At 38.5% G+C, this 16947-nt stretch carries 12 protein-coding genes and 1 tRNA gene; 1 reads left to right on the plus strand and 12 read right to left on the minus strand.

Features of this window, described 5'->3' with window-relative positions; translation table 11 throughout:
• Positions 1-54: 54 nt before the first annotated feature.
• The 8 genes from G5B37_RS07135 to G5B37_RS07170 all read right to left on the minus strand — a co-directional run bounded on the left by G5B37_RS07135 (position 55) and on the right by G5B37_RS07170 (position 10091).
• Positions 55-510, minus strand: a complete 456-nt coding sequence (locus G5B37_RS07135) for a heme-binding domain-containing protein (RefSeq protein ID WP_164679360.1) — start codon at positions 508-510, stop codon at positions 55-57.
• The gene (locus G5B37_RS07140) at positions 511-1107 is read right to left on the minus strand and encodes a DUF3347 domain-containing protein (RefSeq protein ID WP_126161006.1); all 597 of its coding nucleotides are present in this window, start codon (positions 1105-1107) and stop codon (positions 511-513) included.
• Positions 1108-1131: 24 nt separating this feature from the next.
• Positions 1132-3498 carry a multicopper oxidase domain-containing protein gene (locus G5B37_RS07145; protein ID WP_164679361.1) on the minus strand — a complete coding sequence of 789 codons (2367 nt, stop codon included), beginning with the start codon at positions 3496-3498 and terminating at the stop codon, positions 1132-1134.
• 74 nt (positions 3499-3572) lie between these two features.
• Positions 3573-4139: a helix-turn-helix domain-containing protein gene (locus tag G5B37_RS07150; protein ID WP_164679362.1), complete on the minus strand. Its 567-nt coding sequence runs from the start codon at positions 4137-4139 to the stop codon at positions 3573-3575.
• A 2-nt stretch (positions 4140-4141) separates the two neighbouring features.
• On the minus strand, positions 4142-5338 hold the full coding sequence (locus G5B37_RS07155) for a TolC family protein (protein WP_404814793.1): 1197 nt from the start codon (positions 5336-5338) through the stop codon (positions 4142-4144).
• Between the two features lie 98 nt (positions 5339-5436).
• Positions 5437-9222 (minus strand): efflux RND transporter permease subunit, encoded by a 3786-nt coding sequence (locus tag G5B37_RS07160; protein WP_164679364.1) that lies wholly within the window; start codon positions 9220-9222, stop codon positions 5437-5439.
• 108 nt (positions 9223-9330) lie between these two features.
• The gene (locus tag G5B37_RS07165; RefSeq protein WP_164679365.1) at positions 9331-9750 is read right to left on the minus strand and encodes an HYC_CC_PP family protein; all 420 of its coding nucleotides are present in this window, start codon (positions 9748-9750) and stop codon (positions 9331-9333) included.
• 268 nt (positions 9751-10018) lie between these two features.
• A tRNA-Met gene (locus G5B37_RS07170) sits at positions 10019-10091 on the minus strand.
• A 163-nt stretch (positions 10092-10254) separates the two neighbouring features.
• Between G5B37_RS07170 and G5B37_RS07175 the strand changes: the two genes are divergently transcribed.
• Entirely contained in the window at positions 10255-11805 is a 1551-nt protein-coding gene (locus G5B37_RS07175) for an AsmA family protein (RefSeq protein ID WP_164679366.1), read from the plus strand.
• On the opposite strand, the gene G5B37_RS07180 is transcribed toward G5B37_RS07175, so the two are convergent.
• From G5B37_RS07180 to G5B37_RS07195, 4 genes are all read right to left on the minus strand, one after another.
• Complete coding sequence (locus tag G5B37_RS07180; RefSeq protein WP_164679367.1) at positions 11802-12158, minus strand: SpoIIAA family protein; 357 nt, start codon at positions 12156-12158, stop codon at positions 11802-11804. The genes G5B37_RS07175 and G5B37_RS07180 overlap by 4 nt on opposite strands.
• Positions 12159-12193: 35 nt before the next feature.
• Complete coding sequence (locus tag G5B37_RS07185; protein ID WP_164679368.1) at positions 12194-12373, minus strand: CPXCG motif-containing cysteine-rich protein; 180 nt, start codon at positions 12371-12373, stop codon at positions 12194-12196.
• A 70-nt stretch (positions 12374-12443) separates the two neighbouring features.
• Positions 12444-13760, minus strand: a complete 1317-nt coding sequence (locus tag G5B37_RS07190) for a TolC family protein (RefSeq protein ID WP_164679369.1) — start codon at positions 13758-13760, stop codon at positions 12444-12446.
• Positions 13750-16947 (minus strand): efflux RND transporter permease subunit, encoded by a 3198-nt coding sequence (locus tag G5B37_RS07195; protein WP_164679370.1) that lies wholly within the window; start codon positions 16945-16947, stop codon positions 13750-13752. The genes G5B37_RS07190 and G5B37_RS07195 overlap by 11 nt, the downstream gene beginning before the upstream one ends.

Below are 16947 nucleotides of genomic sequence, written 5' to 3' on the forward strand. Positions count from 1 at the left end.
AGGGTTCTAATTAACCAACCATCAATGAAAAAATTCCCTTCCCGTATCAGGACTTTACTCTAAATCATCTTTTAAAGTTTTCATATAGTTCAATACTGCTTCCTTTTCCTTTTCTGAAAAAATAGCATCCCTATGAATAAGCGTGTAGCTATCCAAGGGCATCTCACCGTTTTCTATCTGCTTAATGATAGAGCGCAGTTTACTGTTCTGTCTTCTGTCTGAATAGGTGTCCCATTCGTTAAAATTTAATTCTGCTTTTCCTTCTTTAATATGGTCTTCCAAAAACCAAGCAACAGGTTGCACCTTATTGTACCAAGGGTACTTTGTATTGTTGCTATGACAATCGTAGCAGGAAACCTGCAACGATTTCTCGACCGTTGCAGGCACTATATTGACAAGCATAAAATCTGTTTGCGGTACTGTCTCACTTTGGTTATAATCCATCGGTAAGAACTGAATGACCACAAACGCAATTAAGGCTATCGACGCTATGATTTTTAAAACTTTCAATTAGTTTATTTCTCGTTGTACTTTGCCACATTTCAGCATTTGACTTCCGAAATATGGATTTCTAATTTCCTCATTCATACTCAGCCAAGCTCCGCCTTCGTTATTGTTATACATTGGGCAGAACTGCTCATAGAGTTTTTTATCGGTTCCGGTAATGGCTACCATATCGGTAACGTCCTTGCTCAACGTCTTAAAATGCTCGCGTTGATGCTTGATATCGCTCTCTCCAATATGCTCTGCGTGTTCTGTGGCATCTTCAATTATGTCTTTTAATTCAGTTTGTTCATTATCGGAATAGTTGGATACATCAAAAGCTTTTAGTGATTTCGCTAATGTGTTACCAAGCTCCTTCGCTTTGCCATTGTCATCGCTTACAAGCGCATCTTTTAAGTTGAAATAATCATTCAGGATTGCTTCTGCTTTTGCATCTTGGTTGTCACTCATCGCCATATCGTCCTTGTCATCCATAGATTCTTGGTGCATCTCATTGCTCATCGGCGCAGCAGCCTCTTCTTTGTTTCCGTCTTTACAGGAAACTGTTAAAATCATTGTGGCAGCCAGTGCCATTGTACTCATTGTTCTTTTTACTGTTTTCATTTTCTTTGTTTTAAATTATTATTTTTAGAATCGGGCTAATAAGCCGCCACCCCAGCCATATCGGTTATTGTAATTTGCCTGTAACGAAAAATTTCGGGATAGGATATATGAAGCTCCCACCAGCCATTGGGTTTCCCCCTGATAAGATGTGTCTCCTATATCGTTCACCCATCCAAAGTCTGCCCTATATTCATATTCGCCTTCCAGAAAAATTCTTGGAAAAATCAAGATTTCCCTGTCCAGACGAATTCTTGGGCGCAGTTGATGGTCCATACTCACATCTACATTAAATCTATATGGCGTAAAATACTTTACACCGACCAATCCTACGGTATTGAAGGTTTCATATGAATCGGGTGTGGAAGTTTCGGTATTTACCCCTACATAGAGACGCACCCAATCATTTAGATATCTATTATAGTTCACTTCGGCCTCAAGGTTCTTGTTATAGTCGAACTCTGCTCTTAAACCAAATCCATTTCTGATATTGCTTGACATCAAAAAGAGTTCGTTAAAATTTGAGCCTAAACGAGCCAATCCCCAAGAATAGTAATGGTCTGTTTCATTGATAAGTTTCTGCATTGGATAATCTTTCATTCTTTCGTCCCTTGGGGTATCGTAACTAAACACTCGCGCCATACCACCCATCATATGGTATAATACGTGGCAATGAAAGAACCAATCGCCATATTCTTCGTTATAAAATTCTATGACCACTTTCTGCATTGGTGGTACATTGACAGTATGTTTTAATGGGGAACGTTCACCATTTTCGTTGATGACCCTAAAGTAATGGCCGTGCAAGTGCATAGGGTGGTGCATCATTGTGAGGTTATTAAGTGTAATTCTGGTTACTTCACCTCCTTTTATATTTATCTTGTCAGTTTCTGATAATGGCACACCATCCATACTCCAAACATATCGTTGCATATTGCCGGTCAGGTTCAACAGGATGTCATTTACTGGCAAATCAGCATTGTAGATGGTATTTTCCTTTGCTTTTAAGAAATCATAGTTGAAGTAGGTTTTACGGGTATCATAATTAAAGGATGAAGTGTCTTTCATCATCATAGACATATTGTGACCCATATCGCCATTCATTTTATCAGTAGGTTCAGTGGATTTAATTGGCATTGAATCCTTTTTCATTCCTATCGTATCATCCATCTTCATCTGGTCGTTCATTTTGCTATCTTTCATTGACATATTATCGTGCATCCCCATTTTCATTTGGTCGTCCTTCATATCCATCTTCATTCCATAATTCTCCTTCAAATATTCTGGTGTTTTCTTCTTTTTGTTACCTACCATTGCAGGTGCGCCCATTTTCATATCCATTTTAGCCATTTGCTTCATCATCTCCACTTTATCAGGTCTGTCAATTCTTTTAGCTGGATAGAGAGTCCCGCTCCCTAATTGTATAGAGGTATGACCAGAGCCATCTTGTGCCGTAGCGGTAACCTCTATAGCACCTTCGGGAATAGTAACGATAACATCATACGTCTCAGCTATACCAAAGAGAAATCTGTTTTTAGAAACGGGCTGCACATCAACACCGTCACTTGCAACTAACAATGGATTACCACCACCGAAATCCACCCAGTAGTAAGTAGAAGCCGAGGCATTGATAAAGCGAAGACGTACTTTTTCCCCTGGTTTAAATTCTGGATATTCGGCAAGTGATTTACCATTGCTCAAGAATGCGGGATAATAAATATCTGCTATATCAGCACCTTCCATTCTATCTCTCCAGAACTTAAATTGTGCTCCCAAGGCACCTTCTTTTATGACTCTACTTAATGGTACTGCTGTTCCTTTTTTAACTTGATACCACTCATTTCCCCTTTTAAGGTTTCGCAATACATTCATTGGGTCCTCGTTGGTCCAATCAGATAGAACAACTACTAAATCTTTGTCATAATCCAATATTTTTTCTTTAGGTTGAATGACTATTGAACCATAAACACCGCTTTGCTCCTGTAGCATCGTATGGGAATGGTACCAATAGGTTCCTGATTGATTAATAGGAATTCTATATTGAAATGTTGTACCGGGCTTTATTGGCGGTGTTGTTAAATACGGTACGCCATCATAAAAGTTGGGAAGTATCAACCCGTGCCAGTGTACTGAGGTTTCTTCATCCATTTTATTGGTTACATTAATGATGGCAAGGTCGCCTTCGTTAAATTCCAAAACCGGTCCAGGAATACTACCATTGATAGTCATTCCTTTAGCGGTTACACCTGCGAGTGTCATTTCGTTTTCTTCAATAGCAAGGTTATACTCCTTAACAGGTCTTCCTTCTTCTTCTCTATCTTGTCCGTTAGTTCCCACTTGAGCAAATACAGTAGAAGAAAACAGCAGTAATGTGATAATTCTTAGTATTTTCATAGTTTTCTCATAGTTATTGTTTAACAAAAATATTATTGACATTCAGTTTGTTGTGTTATAATTTTGGTTCATATCTATATAATCTTGTCCAAAGGATTTCTAAAATTTTTCTGCCCATCCTTATAATCGCTAAGGCTCATCCCGGTCTCACTTTTAAATTGTTTGCTTAAATGATTGACATTGCTGTAATCGAGCAATTGGCTTATTTCTGTGAAATTATAATCGGGTGTCTGTATGAGTTCCTTGACCTTTTCTATCTTCAGTTTGATAAAATATTTTTCAATAGTGATTCCCTCGGTAATGGAAAATACCTTGCTGATTTTTGAATAGTCCCTTTGCAATTTATCCGCAAGAAAATCGGATAACTTTCCTTCAATTTCAAGGGGCGTTACATTCAATAACTTTATCAATTCAATTTTTACTTTCTCGGTTAATTTATCCTCGGTAGAAGTGATGAGGGCAAATCCATTTCTGTCTAAAATTTCGATTAGTGTGTTCAATTGTTCTTTTTCATCGATATCCAATCGAAGTCTTCCCAACTCAATATCCAACAGACCAATCTTTAGCTTACGTATTTCATTTTTCAAGACTTTGATGCAACGGTCGCACACCATATTTTTTATGTAAAAATCTTTTACCATTGCTATTGAATTAAATAATTGATTATAGATTGTTGCACGTAATACATCTGAACAGATTCTATTTGATTCATCTGAAATTTTAATTGTAGTTCCTGTATATCGAGTACGTCATTAAAGTCTATAGTTCCCGTTTCATAATTCTTGATTAGAATTTGCTCGGCATCTTTGGCCTGCTTTAGATTCTTACTCTGAGTATTGAATTTAATTCGGGCTTGGTTGCGTTGGGATATCGCTTTCGCGAAAGCGGATTCCAACACATTTAATCGTTGCTCTTTTTGGGTTTCGATTTCCTGTTGGCGTAGTTCATTTTGCCTTGAAATTGACTTATATCGATTATTAAAAATTGGAATAGAAACCGAAACCATAGGCATCAACACATCCTTACCATTGTCTATTGGTTTCATATCCGTACGCTCGCTTACAGGTAGGTAGTCCACACCAAAACCAATCATAGGTAGGCTCTCACGCTGATTGAGCAGTTCTGATTGTGCTATGGATTCGTACAATTTATCGTACTTGAGCAGTTCAGGATTGAGCGATAGTGCGTCTGTTCCGTATATAGGGTCATTCTCTGGGATTTCCATTGTTGCAACTACATCAACCGTACTATTTTCATCCCGATTTAAGAGATTATTGAATGTTGTTTGTTCTGCGCTAAATTCCTCTTCCAATACCTCTTTTTGCTGCTGCAATTCATTTTGACGTATCTGTAACCGCAATACATCTACCGCAGATGCCTTGCCCACTTCTACCGAAGTCAGGGCAAGACGCTCATAAGTTTTTAATAGTTGGATGTTCTCGTCGAGTACCTTTTGCTTTGCTCTTGTTTCATACAATCTGTAATAGGATTGCGCTACTGAAAGCGCCAATTTTCGTTTGGCAATTGTGATTTCCACATATTCAGCTTCGGCTATTGAAGTCGCATAGTTTTCACGTGCGGTAACGGTACCAAACCAAGGCAACATTTGTTTTACGCCTATCCGTGCTCGTTGTGCACCCACTCTTGTTTCTGGCTCACTTACAAAATAACCTGCGCTTACTTCCGTATTGGGTAGCCAGTTTGCTTCATTGACTTTTTCTTCGGCAATATTGTAACGCAATTCAAAAGCCTGAATTTCTGGGTTATTAGCTTCAGCTTCTTCAATGTAGCTTTGTAGTTGTTGCGCCTGCCCGCTGATTGAAATCAGTCCAATGCTCATTATTAGTAGTGCGTTCAGGTGGGCTTTCGCACTTCGTCTTCGCTCAGCATAAACTTCAGCGGAAACAAACAAAAGACAGATTATGATTTTAATATTTTTCATTTGTTTGCTCTTTTAAGTTGGTATTCTTTTTTCCAGCTATATAATACTGGTAAGAGGAAATAAGATGTGACGTCGATTATCATTCCGCCAAAAATGGGAATGGCCATCGGTATCATAATGTCGCTTCCCTTTCCTGTAGATGTGAGTACTGGCAACAATGCCAAAACTGTGGTCACGGTGGTCATCAAACAAGGACGTATGCGTTTTCCTGCGGCTTCTAATGTGGCGAGACGTATGCCTTTTTTACTGTCTGGCTCGTTGCTTTTGAAGGATTGGTCTAAATAGGTTGCCATTACGACACCATCATCTGTCGCAATACCGAAAAGGGCAATAAAACCGACCCAAACGGCCACACTTAAATTGATGGTTTTCATATTGAACAAATCCCGTAGGTTCTCGCCAAAAAAGCTGAAATTGAAAAACCAATCCTGACCGTATAACCAAATCATTATAAAACCACCTGCAAAGGCTGCAGCGATGGCAGTAAAAACCATAAGGGACGTAGAAACCGACCTGAATTGGAAATACAAAATCAAGAAAATGACCAGCAAACAAAGTGGCACAACTACCGATAACGTTTTTTCTGCTCGCAATTGATTTTCGTAAGTTCCCGTAAATCGGTAACTGATTCCTTGCGGCACGACCAAATCGCCATTATTGATTTTCTGTTGAATGAGTGCTTGTGCATTTTCCACCACATCTACTTCGGCAAAACCATCGAGCTTATCAAACAGCACATACCCAATCAAGAAGGTGTCTTCACTTTTAATGACCTGTGGACCTTGCTCATATCGTATATCCACCAGTTCTCCCAAAGGAACCGGACTTCCAGTTGATACAGGAACATAGATGCTTTTTAAGTCTTCTGGATTTGCTCGCAATTCCCGTGGATAGCGTACACGCACACCATAGCGCTCACGGCCTTCTACTGTTTGGGTAAGTGGCATACCGCCCACAGCAACTTGAAGCACTTCCTGAACATCCATAATAGAGATTCCGTAGCGAGCAAGCTGGTCTCTTTTAATGTCAATCAGCAAATAAGGTTTACCCACGATGCGATCTGCAAAAACGGCTTGTTCTTTGACACCTTCGGCTTGTTTTAGGATGTCTTCCAATTGCAGTCCAAAATTTTCTATGGTTTTTAAATCTGGGCCTTTTACCTTGATACCCATAGGTGCTCGCATACCTGTTTGCAGCATAACGAGTCGCGTCTCGATGGGCTGCAACTTGGGCGCAGAAGTCACGCCTGGGAATTTGGTCACTTTTACGATTTCATTCCAAATGTCATCAGGACTACTGATTTCCGGTCGCCAGTTTCGATAATATTCCCCGTCATTATCTTCAATCAAATCATTTCGTGTTGCACTTGTTTTGAGTTGTGCCGCTTCGTAGTTTGCGTCATCATCGATTTCATTATTGGGGTTAATGATGAACTTGTTATCTTTAAGAACAAATAGACCATCATCATTTACACGGTAGCGTTGTCTTTCGCCATTTTCATTTCGCATATATTCAGACTTATACTGAATCACATTTTCATACATCGATAGTGGTGCAGGATCCAATGCTGATTCAGTTCTACCCGCTTTCCCAACTACGGTTTCAATCTCTGGTATGCTTGCCACGGCCATATCGAGCTGTTGCAGTACACGTTTATTTTCTTCCACACCAGCGTGAGGTAGAGATGTTGGCATCAACAGGAATGAGCCCTCATTAAGTGCAGGCATAAATTCCTTACCAGTGTTACGCATTATGACAATACCTAAAATCAGCACCGTGGTTGGAATTAGTAGAAACAGGTATCGGTTTTGAAGTGCCCATCGCAAAATGCTGTCATAGTACCTTCGGAAAACGGTAAACACACCAAGTAATCCAAAGCAGATAATCGCTACAAAAATCAAATTCATTAGAATACTGCGGTCAAAACCAAGTGGTCGCCAGTATTCGGCTAATAGCACGACGATAGTAATACAGGAAATGATGATATTGATAACGTTTTGATTGATGTTGAGCCTGTAGCCAGCAATGGTATGGTTGTATTCCTTTTTCGCTTTAAGCGAAAAGAATAAACCACTACATCCAAAAGCTATCAAAATCAACCCAAGCCAGTAACCAAATACAAGTGCAGTGATGCCGAGTGCGATTAAAAGACCATTCAAAAGCAGTTTAGATCGCTGGCGAACGTTTGTTTTTCTGAAAAGGAACGCGGCAAATGGCGGTATTAAAAACAGCGCGATTACAAGCGATGCAGAAAGTGCCATTGTCTTTGTAAAAGCCAATGGTCTGAAGAGTTTCCCTTCGGCACCTATCATCGTAAACACAGGTAGGAAACTGATAATCGTCGTGAGCACAGCGGTTAAAATTGCACCAGAAACTTCCGCAGTAGCGTTGTAGATGATTTCGTTTGTAGTGTATTCTATTCCGCTTTCGCGAAAGCGTAATTTTTCATCTTCCAGATGCCTAATCATATTTTCGGCAAGTATGACGCCCACATCCACCATAGTACCGATAGCAATTGCAATTCCTGACAAGGCAACAATGTTGGCGTCCACATTAAAGAGCTTCATTGTTATGAAAACCATTAATACGGCAACAGGCAACAAACCAGAGATTAGAATGGATGCACGTAGGTTGAACACCATTACGATGATGACCAAAATGGTTATCAGTATTTCAAGCGTGAGGGCTTCATTGAGCGTGTGAAGTGTTTCCTGAATAAGTTGCGTGCGGTCATAAAAGGGAACAATGGTCACTTGCGAACTACGACCATCTGCCAAGGTTTTTGTGGGTAGTCCGGATGATAATTCAGCTATTTGGTCTTTTACATTATTGATGACTTCCAATGGGTTTGCGCCATAACGAGCTACCACGACACCGCCAACCACTTCGGCACCTTCTTTATCTAAAATACCGCGGCGCGTTTGTGGTCCAAGATGAACATTTGCAATGTCTTTGATTCGAATAGACGTGAAATTTTCAGAAGCGACCACCGCATTTTCGATATCAGCAACAGATTTCACATACCCCAGACCACGAACCAAGTATTCCGCTTGATTAATTTCCAACGTCTGCGCACCGATGTCTTGATTGCTTTCCTTGACCGCCTTTACAATTTCACTTAAGCCGATGTTGTACTGCCGCATTTTCTCAGGGTCAACATCCACTTGGTATTCTTGGACGTAACCACCAATTGAAGCCACTTCAGAAACACCGCTTGCCGAAGACAATCCGTATTTCACATAATAATCCTGTATGCTACGCAATTCCTGTAAATCCCAACCGCCAGTTACGTTGCCATTTTTATCTCGACCTTCCAGCGTGTACCAAAATATCTGCCCTAATCCCGTAGCGTCTGGACCCAATGCAGGGTTTACACCATCGGGCAACAAATTAGCGGGAAGGGAATTAAGTTTTTCGAGAATACGGCTACGTGACCAGTAGAATTCTACATCTTCTTCAAAAATGATATAGATACTGGAAAACCCGAACATTGAAGAGCTTCTGATTGTCTTGACACCAGGAATGCCCAACAATGAAGTTGTGAGAGGATAGGTAATCTGGTCTTCGATATCCTGCGGTGAACGCCCTTGCCATTTGGTAAAAACAATTTGCTGGTTTTCGCCGATGTCTGGAATGGCATCAACAGCTACAGGATCAGTTGGTAAAATACCTGTTTCCCAATTGAAGGGTGCGTTAACTACTCCCCAACCTACAAATAGGGCGAGTAATATTACGGCGACAAGTTTATTTTCAATGAGAAATTTTATGCTTTTATTTAGCATACGATTTGATTATTAGATAGTTGAAATTGTGCAAAATAGAAAATACTGTACACGAGATTTAGCCCACTACAGCGTAACTGTTGGGCTTTGTTTCAAAAGTCTAATAAATCAAATTAAAAAAGTCTGGTGCAGCACTTGCACATCCCGTTTGACAAAGGGGGGCGGGTAATCGATGAAAGGAACATCGTTAAATTCAGTTCCTTCAAAAAGACTTAAATACGAATATGTAAATGAGGCAACAAAGACTTGTTGCTCTAAGGTAAGTTGGTCAAATGAAACTTTTAAATCATCCTTTCCTTCTTTAACGACTTGCTTATCCGTACAACACGTTTTTTCTGAAAGGGTTGGGGTCTCACAACTGGTTGTAGCCTGAGCTTTTTCCATTCCACAAGTTTTCACTTTCTGAACGAATGAAAAATCTACCAAAGAATCTCCGCAATAATGCATATCAATAGTAAATGACATCGTAGTCATAAGAACTACGGCTGCCATAAAAATTGCCATTGATTTGTGAATAAATTGCTTCATTTAAATGCAAAATTACAAAAATTTAACAATTATTATTAAGATTAACATTTATTTGTTTTGCTAATAGTGGTTCCAAAAAAGCTATTTTTCTTTATTAGAAGCTATAAATGCTATGAAAATTAGAATTAAAAAATGTTCTTTATATTCATTTGGTACCGTATAGTAGCATCGTGAATTAGAGACTGGAAAACTGTGAAATGTTGTACCTATGTTGTACCCAAGGCATAAAAAAAGGCTTCCGATTTCTCGAAAGCCTTGCTCTGCTTAGTAGCGGGAACTGGACTCGAACCAGTGACCTTCGGGTTATGAGCCCGACGAGCTACCTACTGCTCTATCCCGCGATATGGGTTCCAATGCTTCCTTTAACGCTAGTTCATAATGCCAGCAGAATTATTGGACTGCAAAGATACAAAGGATTTAGAACCCTGCAAGATTATTTGCAGTATATTTTAACAATTGTCACCAAAAACTTCACCACTAGCTATCAGTTTACTAAATTTAACCATGGGCAAAAAATTTAAACGAATTCTACTAATAGCGCTCCTAATGCTATTGCTGTTCTTTGTTGTTCTTATTGGCACCAACATGTTCCTTAAAAACAAGGTGGAAAGCTTCACAAACAAAAGCCTTCCAAAGAATATTTCGGCTACCTACGACGATTTATCATTACACTTATTAGACGGTACACTTACCTACAAAAATGTTTCCGTAGCCTTAAAAAATAAGTCGAACGACTCTGTACACACGTATGTTTCCGCAGCACAAGTTATTGTCGAAGATTTAAGCTACTGGGATTATCTTTTTAATAAACAGATTCATATTGAAGATATCAAATTAAAATCTCCCAGTATTACATACCATAAAGACAAGCTCATAACCTCGTCAGATACATCTCAACATAAAGCATTTATTGCACTTGGAAAACCCCTCTTGGTAGACGAACTTAGTATAGACAACGCGAACATACTTTTTTTTGCTTCCTCTCAAGAAGACACCCTACTTCACGTACCAAATATAACCGTAGAAATAGACGATATTTTAGTAAACAATAACACCCTGAAAAAACGAATGCCCGTAAAATTTGGCGATTATCAAGCCAAGGCAGATTCTATATTTCTTAAAGTAGGTAGTTTTGAAACGCTAGCGATCGAGAAATTTGTTCTAAACGATAACAACGCACGCGTAAACAATATAAGACTTGCTACAAAATATAACAAACACACCTACGATAGAAAACTACAAAGAGAACGAGACCATTTCAATGTGTTTTTGCAAAAGTTAGACATCAACCAAATTAAGTTTGGATTTAAAAACCGAAAGTTCTTCGCCACTTCTCCTAAAATAGAATTAGACAGTATAGACGCCACCATTTACAGAAACAAATTAATAGCAGATGACCCAACAATAAAGCCATTATACAGTAAAATGCTGCGGGAGCTACCTATAGACATCACTATAGATACAGTTGCTATAAAAAACAGTGCGCTAACATATCAGGAAAAGGTAAAACAAGAACAACCACCAGGCACTATCTATTTCGATAATTTTAATGCTACCATAAACAATCTTAGTAATACGTACCCTAAAGGAACGAAAACAACAATTTCATCACAATCGAGATTTATGAAAGCTGCTCCCCTTCAAACAGATTGGGCTTTCGATGTTAATAGTCTCCAAGATAATTTTACGTTTAAAGCAGAATTAGGCGTGCTACCAGCTAGTAATATGAACACGTTTACCAAACCCAATTTACTCATAGAGTTAGAAGGAGAAACCGATAAAACATACTTTTCTATCTACGGAAACCACTCACAATCTACTATAGACATGCGTATTGACTATAAAAGTTTTAAAGTGAATCTGTTACGAGAGAATGGTAGAAAAAAGGACAAACTATTATCTGGGCTTATCAACCTATTCGTAAAAAAAGACAGTGGTTCTACTAGTGGTAAATTTAACGAAGGTAAAGCCACGGTAACACCAGACCGCACAAAGTCATTTTTTAATTATTTATGGTTAAATATCTCGGCTGGGCTTAAAAAGTGCTTGCTTTAACGTTCGGCAATCCAGGACATAGCTTCAATTCTGTTATCGGTATCAAAACTTTTTATTTGTGTGGGCAGAAATAAATTCTCAATTGCAACGCATGCTTTAATCCACTTAATATTGGTCACTAAGACAACCTTATTTAACTTGTCTGCATGTTCAATTTTAAAAAGGATTTCATTCACTATAGCGGGTATGGTGAAACGTTCTATACCATTATCTTCTAAATACAGGTTGATTTTACCAAACCGTTGCATCTTTTCTAAAATTTCATCATTAAGCGCCGCAATATGTTCTTCATCAACAACTCCAACGATAAAAAATCCGACGGTATCTTCAGAAAAGCTAAAACTTGAGTTCATTAGAAACGAATTTGTACTTCAAGATACTGAAATTTTTATTGCCCTAAATTTTCCGCAGAAAAAGAAGTAAGCTCCCCCGCAACAAATTCTACGGAAATAGTTATTGGGTTGCAGCAAACTTCACAATCTTCTACATACGTCTGCGATACGGAAGGATCTAACAACATAGAAACTTCTTCCCAACAGTAAGGACATTGAAAATAGTGCTCGAACATAGTAGTATTAGGTATTTGGTCCTAAGCGAAAAATAAATAACACCTCTCTTTTACTAGGATTAAGGACAACTTAGAAATCTACATTAAGCAATTGCCCAGTAAGTTGAAGCAATTCTAACTCGGCAAGCTTTGCTTCATATTTTGCTAAATTCTTATTGGTCTTAGCGTTCAGTAAGTTAATTTGAGCTTGTCGCAGCTCTACAGATGTAATTTGCCCTAACTTATAGCGCTCCTGAGAACGTTCGTAATTATTTGAAGCGGTAACTACATTTTGCTCTTGCAAACGAAACACTTCTAGTCTATTCTGATATGCATCGTTAGAATTGGCGACATCTCTCTTTACTTCATTTTCAATTTGCTTAAGCAACAATTGCTGTGTGTCTTTCTGAATTCGAAGGTTCTTTACATTTGTGATTCCACTACCACCATCAAACAAATCCCAAGTTAAACTTAGACCAGCTGCAAAACCCGTAGTTGTTCGCGAGCTTGCAAAACTTGTAACAGGAAACTCACCTTTGTTCCATCCATAAGAACCATTAAGCCCAACAGACGGTAAGTAAACAGATTTACTGGCTTTATAGTTATAATCTGAAATAGTAATATTTTTTCTAGCCTGTAATAAGCGTACATTATTGGTATCGGCCTTTTGAATAAACGTTTCAATTTGTAGTTCTCCAATAAAAGCTACTATGGTATCTACTGCAAAATTTCGTTCTAAGTCGCTATTCAACACTACGGTTAAATCACGTTTCGTATTACGCAATTGTTGTCTTGCATTTAATAGGTTTATACTGTCTGTAACAATATCAACTTCAGCATTTAGCACTTCTAGTTTATTTACTTGTCCATAATCGAACGCGTAACCTGCTCGCTTTAGTCTCGTTTTTGTGTTTTCAAATGTTTGCTTTAATACTTCAATATTTTCAGTGATACGGGCCACCTCATAGTACACAGAAAACAATTGTAAAATTGTAGTCTCAATTGTCTGCCTGGCCTGCAACTCGCCTAGGTTATAGCTTTCTTTTAAGCTTTTGTAGTCATACCAACGTCCTAAACCATCAAACAACGTATAATTAAGGTTGAGAGATGCGTTGTACTGAGTTGTTTCGGCTCCATTAACGATACTTGTAGAGCCATCGTTAAATGTTACTTCCTGATCTTCTAAATTGTAATTTGCACCTGCAAGACCCGTTAAAGATGGCAAGTAACCAGAATTTAAAATACTCTTATTGTTATCGGCAATTTCAAGGTCGTTATTTGCTATTTCTATTCCAAAATTATTCTGGAGAGTTTCTTCTATGGCATCTTGCTTAGTGAGTATTTCTTGAGCAGGGATACTACCAAAAATAAATAAGGCGAGTAGTAAGACTTTCAATTTAAGCCGCATGTTCTTCTTGTTTTTGTTCTTTAATAGCGCGTTCTACAGCTTCTTTTGGCACTTTATTACCCGAATACAACCATTTTGCACCTGTTTTGGTACTATTGGTTAGAGATAGCAGCAATGGCAAAATAATTAAAGTTAGAAGTGTAGCAATTCCTATTCCGTAGGCAATAGATATAGCCATAGGTTTTAAGAATTGTGCTTGTCTACTTTTTTCCATTAATAAAGGCGCAATACCAGCAATGGTTGTTAACGAGGTAAGAAAAATTGCTCTAAATCTAGATCGGCCAGCTTCGTACAAAGCCTCATCAAATTTCATTCCTTCGCGCAGATAACTATTAAACTTTCCTATTAGCACCAACCCATCATTCACCATAATACCAATAAGCGCAATAATTCCTAATGCTGAAAGTATATTTATCGGGAAATCGTGAATCCAATGCCCCCATGCTACCGCGATAAAACTAAACGGAATCATAAACATTAATAAAAGTGGCTGACTGTAACTTCGGAAGGTAAACGCTATCACCACGTAAATTAAGAATAAGATAATTGGCACCGCAGTTTTGGCAGAATTTGTTAGCTTATTAGCCTCTCTGTTTTGTCCTTCATATTGCACTGAAACTGTTGGATATTTCGACAAAAGATCTGGCATCACATTGCTTTGAAGGTCTGCTAGTATCTCGGTAGGACTTCCCTTAGGATCATCCATGTCTGCATTCACTTGTATTTCTCGAAGTCCGTTTAAGTGACTTATACTTTCATCTCCTCTTCTTATAGAATAGGTAGCTATTTCAGCAAAAGGCACACGCTGACCCCCTGGGGTAATAATGCGCATATCATCTAAATCGTTAATAGATTCTCGGTTAGAACGGTCGTAACGCACCCAAACCCGAATTTCATCCTGCCCACGTTGAAATCGTTGGGCTTGTAACCCAAAGAAACCTGAACGAACCTGCCCCATTACATCACGTAGGTTTAATCCGAGTGCATAAGCTGTTTCGTTAAGCTCTATATTAATTTCTTTGATACCTTCGGGGTCAGTATCAGAAACATCTGCCAGAAGTGGGTTATTCTCTAATATGGTTTTTAACTCGTCTTTTGCCCCTTTTAACTCTTCTGTATTATTCCCTAATAAGGAAATTGAAACAGGACTACCACCAAAATTACCTCCAGAACCAAAAGTTAATCGCTCTACTCCATATACTTGCCCAACCTCATCGCGTATTGCATTGGTAATCTCAGGAGAACCAAAATCTCGTTTTTCTCCAGGTAATAAATTCACCTTTAAAGATGCTTTGTTATTTCCGGGGCCAACTCTTTTTATAATATTTTCAACAACCTGAGCTTGTCCGGTCTGCTTTTCAGTAAAACGTTCATTTACTCTCCATGCGGCTGCTTCTACAGCAGTAATAATACTATCTGTTATCTTCGGATTGGTACCTTCAGGCATCAATAAATCTATACTAACACGGTCACTGGCAATACTCGGAAAAAAAGCACCACGTATAATGCCTCCCTGAAAAGAGCCAATAGTAATAATCATTAGGCCCAACAAAACTGCAAAGGTTACAAATCTGTTATTTAGCGTAAATCGCAACACCGGGCTATACAAGGTATCACGCAAATAACGCATAAATCTATCGCCATATTCATTAATAACTCTCAGCTTTTGAAAAACTTTGGCAAACCCTTTTTTCTGGCCTTTCTCTTCTTCAGATTCTCGTTTTAATGCTTTAGAATGTGCAATGTGAGCTGGAAGAATAATAAGCGCTTCAACCAGGGAGACTACAAGTGTTAAGATTACTATTACTGAAACTTCACTGAAAAAATCACCTATTCTACCATCTAGAAAAAGGAAGGTAGAAAATGCCAGAACGGTGGTTAATATGGCCGAAATAATTGGGGGAAGCACCTCCATGGTTCCATCGATAGCGGCCCTAACAGGAGATTTTCCTTTTTCGTAATGCTGATAAATATTTTCTGAAATCACAATACCATCATCAACCAAAATACCAATTACTATAATCATTCCGAAGAGAGACAAGACATTAATCGTAACGTCAAATTGCGCTGCAAAGATGAACATCCCTAAAAATGAAATAGGCAATCCAAATGCCACCCAGAAAGCAAGGCGGGTATTTAGAAAAAGTGATAGAAATATAAGTACCAAAATAATACCTACGGCGCCATTTTCAAGTAGTAAGTCTGTTCTATCGTTTAAACGAATAGATGAGTCGCTTACCACATCAATTTTTACACCCGAATGTTTTTGATTAAATTCATCTACATATGCATTAACCTGATCTGCTGTAGAAATTAAATCTTCATTGTTGGTGTTAGTAATTTCTACGTTTACGGCAACATTTCCGTTGAAATAAGAGGCATTAGGAGTTTCAGAGAACCTATCTCTTACATTTGCAACATCTTGCAATCGAACCACAGTTCCGTTTGGATTAGCTCGAACTACTAAATTTGTTAGCTCATTTCCGTAATACGATCTATTATTAGCGCGAATTAAATAATCTTCGGCATCTGTTTTAATATTTCCACCCGTTGTTAAAATGTTTGCCTCAGAAACAGCAGCCGCAACCTCAGCAAAACTTAAGTTATAAGCTAACAGATCGTTTTCACGTACTGAAATCTCAATTTCTTCTTCAGGATAGCCTGTTATACTTATCTGAGAGATTCCGTCCATGGCTCGAAGATCATTTTCAATCTGCCTCCCAATTTGTTTTAGACTACTTAATTCTATATTGTCTCCACTTATTGCAAAATCTATAGTTTGTCTAATACGCTCTTGCTTTGCCACTACTAATGGCTCCATACCTGTAGGAAAATTAGGAACACGGTCTACAGCGTTTTTAACTTCGGCAAGCATGGCATCAATACCTTCACCACTTTCAATTTCAACAGTAATACTTCCCCCATTTTCTCTAGAGGTAGAAGTAACACGATCTACCCCAATTAGCCCTTTCAGATTATCTTCAATTTTTAAAATAACCCCTTCTTCAATTTCTTCGGGAGCTGCACCAGGATATGCAACACTAATACTTATAGTTTCAGATTCTTGTAGTGGAAAGAATGAAGATTTCAACTGCAACATTCCTACGATTCCAAAAATAAAGAAAGCGAGAAGCAGTACGTTTACCGCAACATCATACTTAATAAAGTAGCTAATGATTTTTCTCAT

The organism is Rasiella rasia, assembly GCF_011044175.1.
In the GTDB taxonomy this organism is placed as follows: domain Bacteria; phylum Bacteroidota; class Bacteroidia; order Flavobacteriales; family Flavobacteriaceae; genus Marinirhabdus; species Marinirhabdus rasia.

Bases quoted from the DNA above. Each gene is read 5' to 3' on its own strand.
- G5B37_RS07140 (WP_126161006.1), bottom strand. From the start codon at position 1,107: ATGAAAACAGTAAAAAGAACAATGAGTACAATGGCACTGGCTGCCACA.
- G5B37_RS07145 (WP_164679361.1), bottom strand. From the start codon at position 3,498: ATGAAAATACTAAGAATTATCACATTACTGCTGTTTTCTTCTACTGTA.
- G5B37_RS07150 (WP_164679362.1), bottom strand. From the start codon at position 4,139: ATGGTAAAAGATTTTTACATAAAAAATATGGTGTGCGACCGTTGCATC.
- G5B37_RS07155 (WP_404814793.1), bottom strand. From the start codon at position 5,338: ATGAGCATTGGACTGATTTCAATCAGCGGGCAGGCGCAACAACTACAA.
- G5B37_RS07160 (WP_164679364.1), bottom strand. From the start codon at position 9,222: ATGCTAAATAAAAGCATAAAATTTCTCATTGAAAATAAACTTGTCGCC.
- G5B37_RS07165 (WP_164679365.1), bottom strand. From the start codon at position 9,750: ATGAAGCAATTTATTCACAAATCAATGGCAATTTTTATGGCAGCCGTA.
- G5B37_RS07175 (WP_164679366.1), top strand. From the start codon at position 10,255: ATGGGCAAAAAATTTAAACGAATTCTACTAATAGCGCTCCTAATGCTA.
- G5B37_RS07180 (WP_164679367.1), bottom strand. From the start codon at position 12,158: ATGAACTCAAGTTTTAGCTTTTCTGAAGATACCGTCGGATTTTTTATC.
- G5B37_RS07185 (WP_164679368.1), bottom strand. From the start codon at position 12,373: ATGTTCGAGCACTATTTTCAATGTCCTTACTGTTGGGAAGAAGTTTCT.
- G5B37_RS07190 (WP_164679369.1), bottom strand. From the start codon at position 13,760: ATGCGGCTTAAATTGAAAGTCTTACTACTCGCCTTATTTATTTTTGGT.
- G5B37_RS07195 (WP_164679370.1), bottom strand. From the start codon at position 16,947: ATGAGAAAAATCATTAGCTACTTTATTAAGTATGATGTTGCGGTAAAC.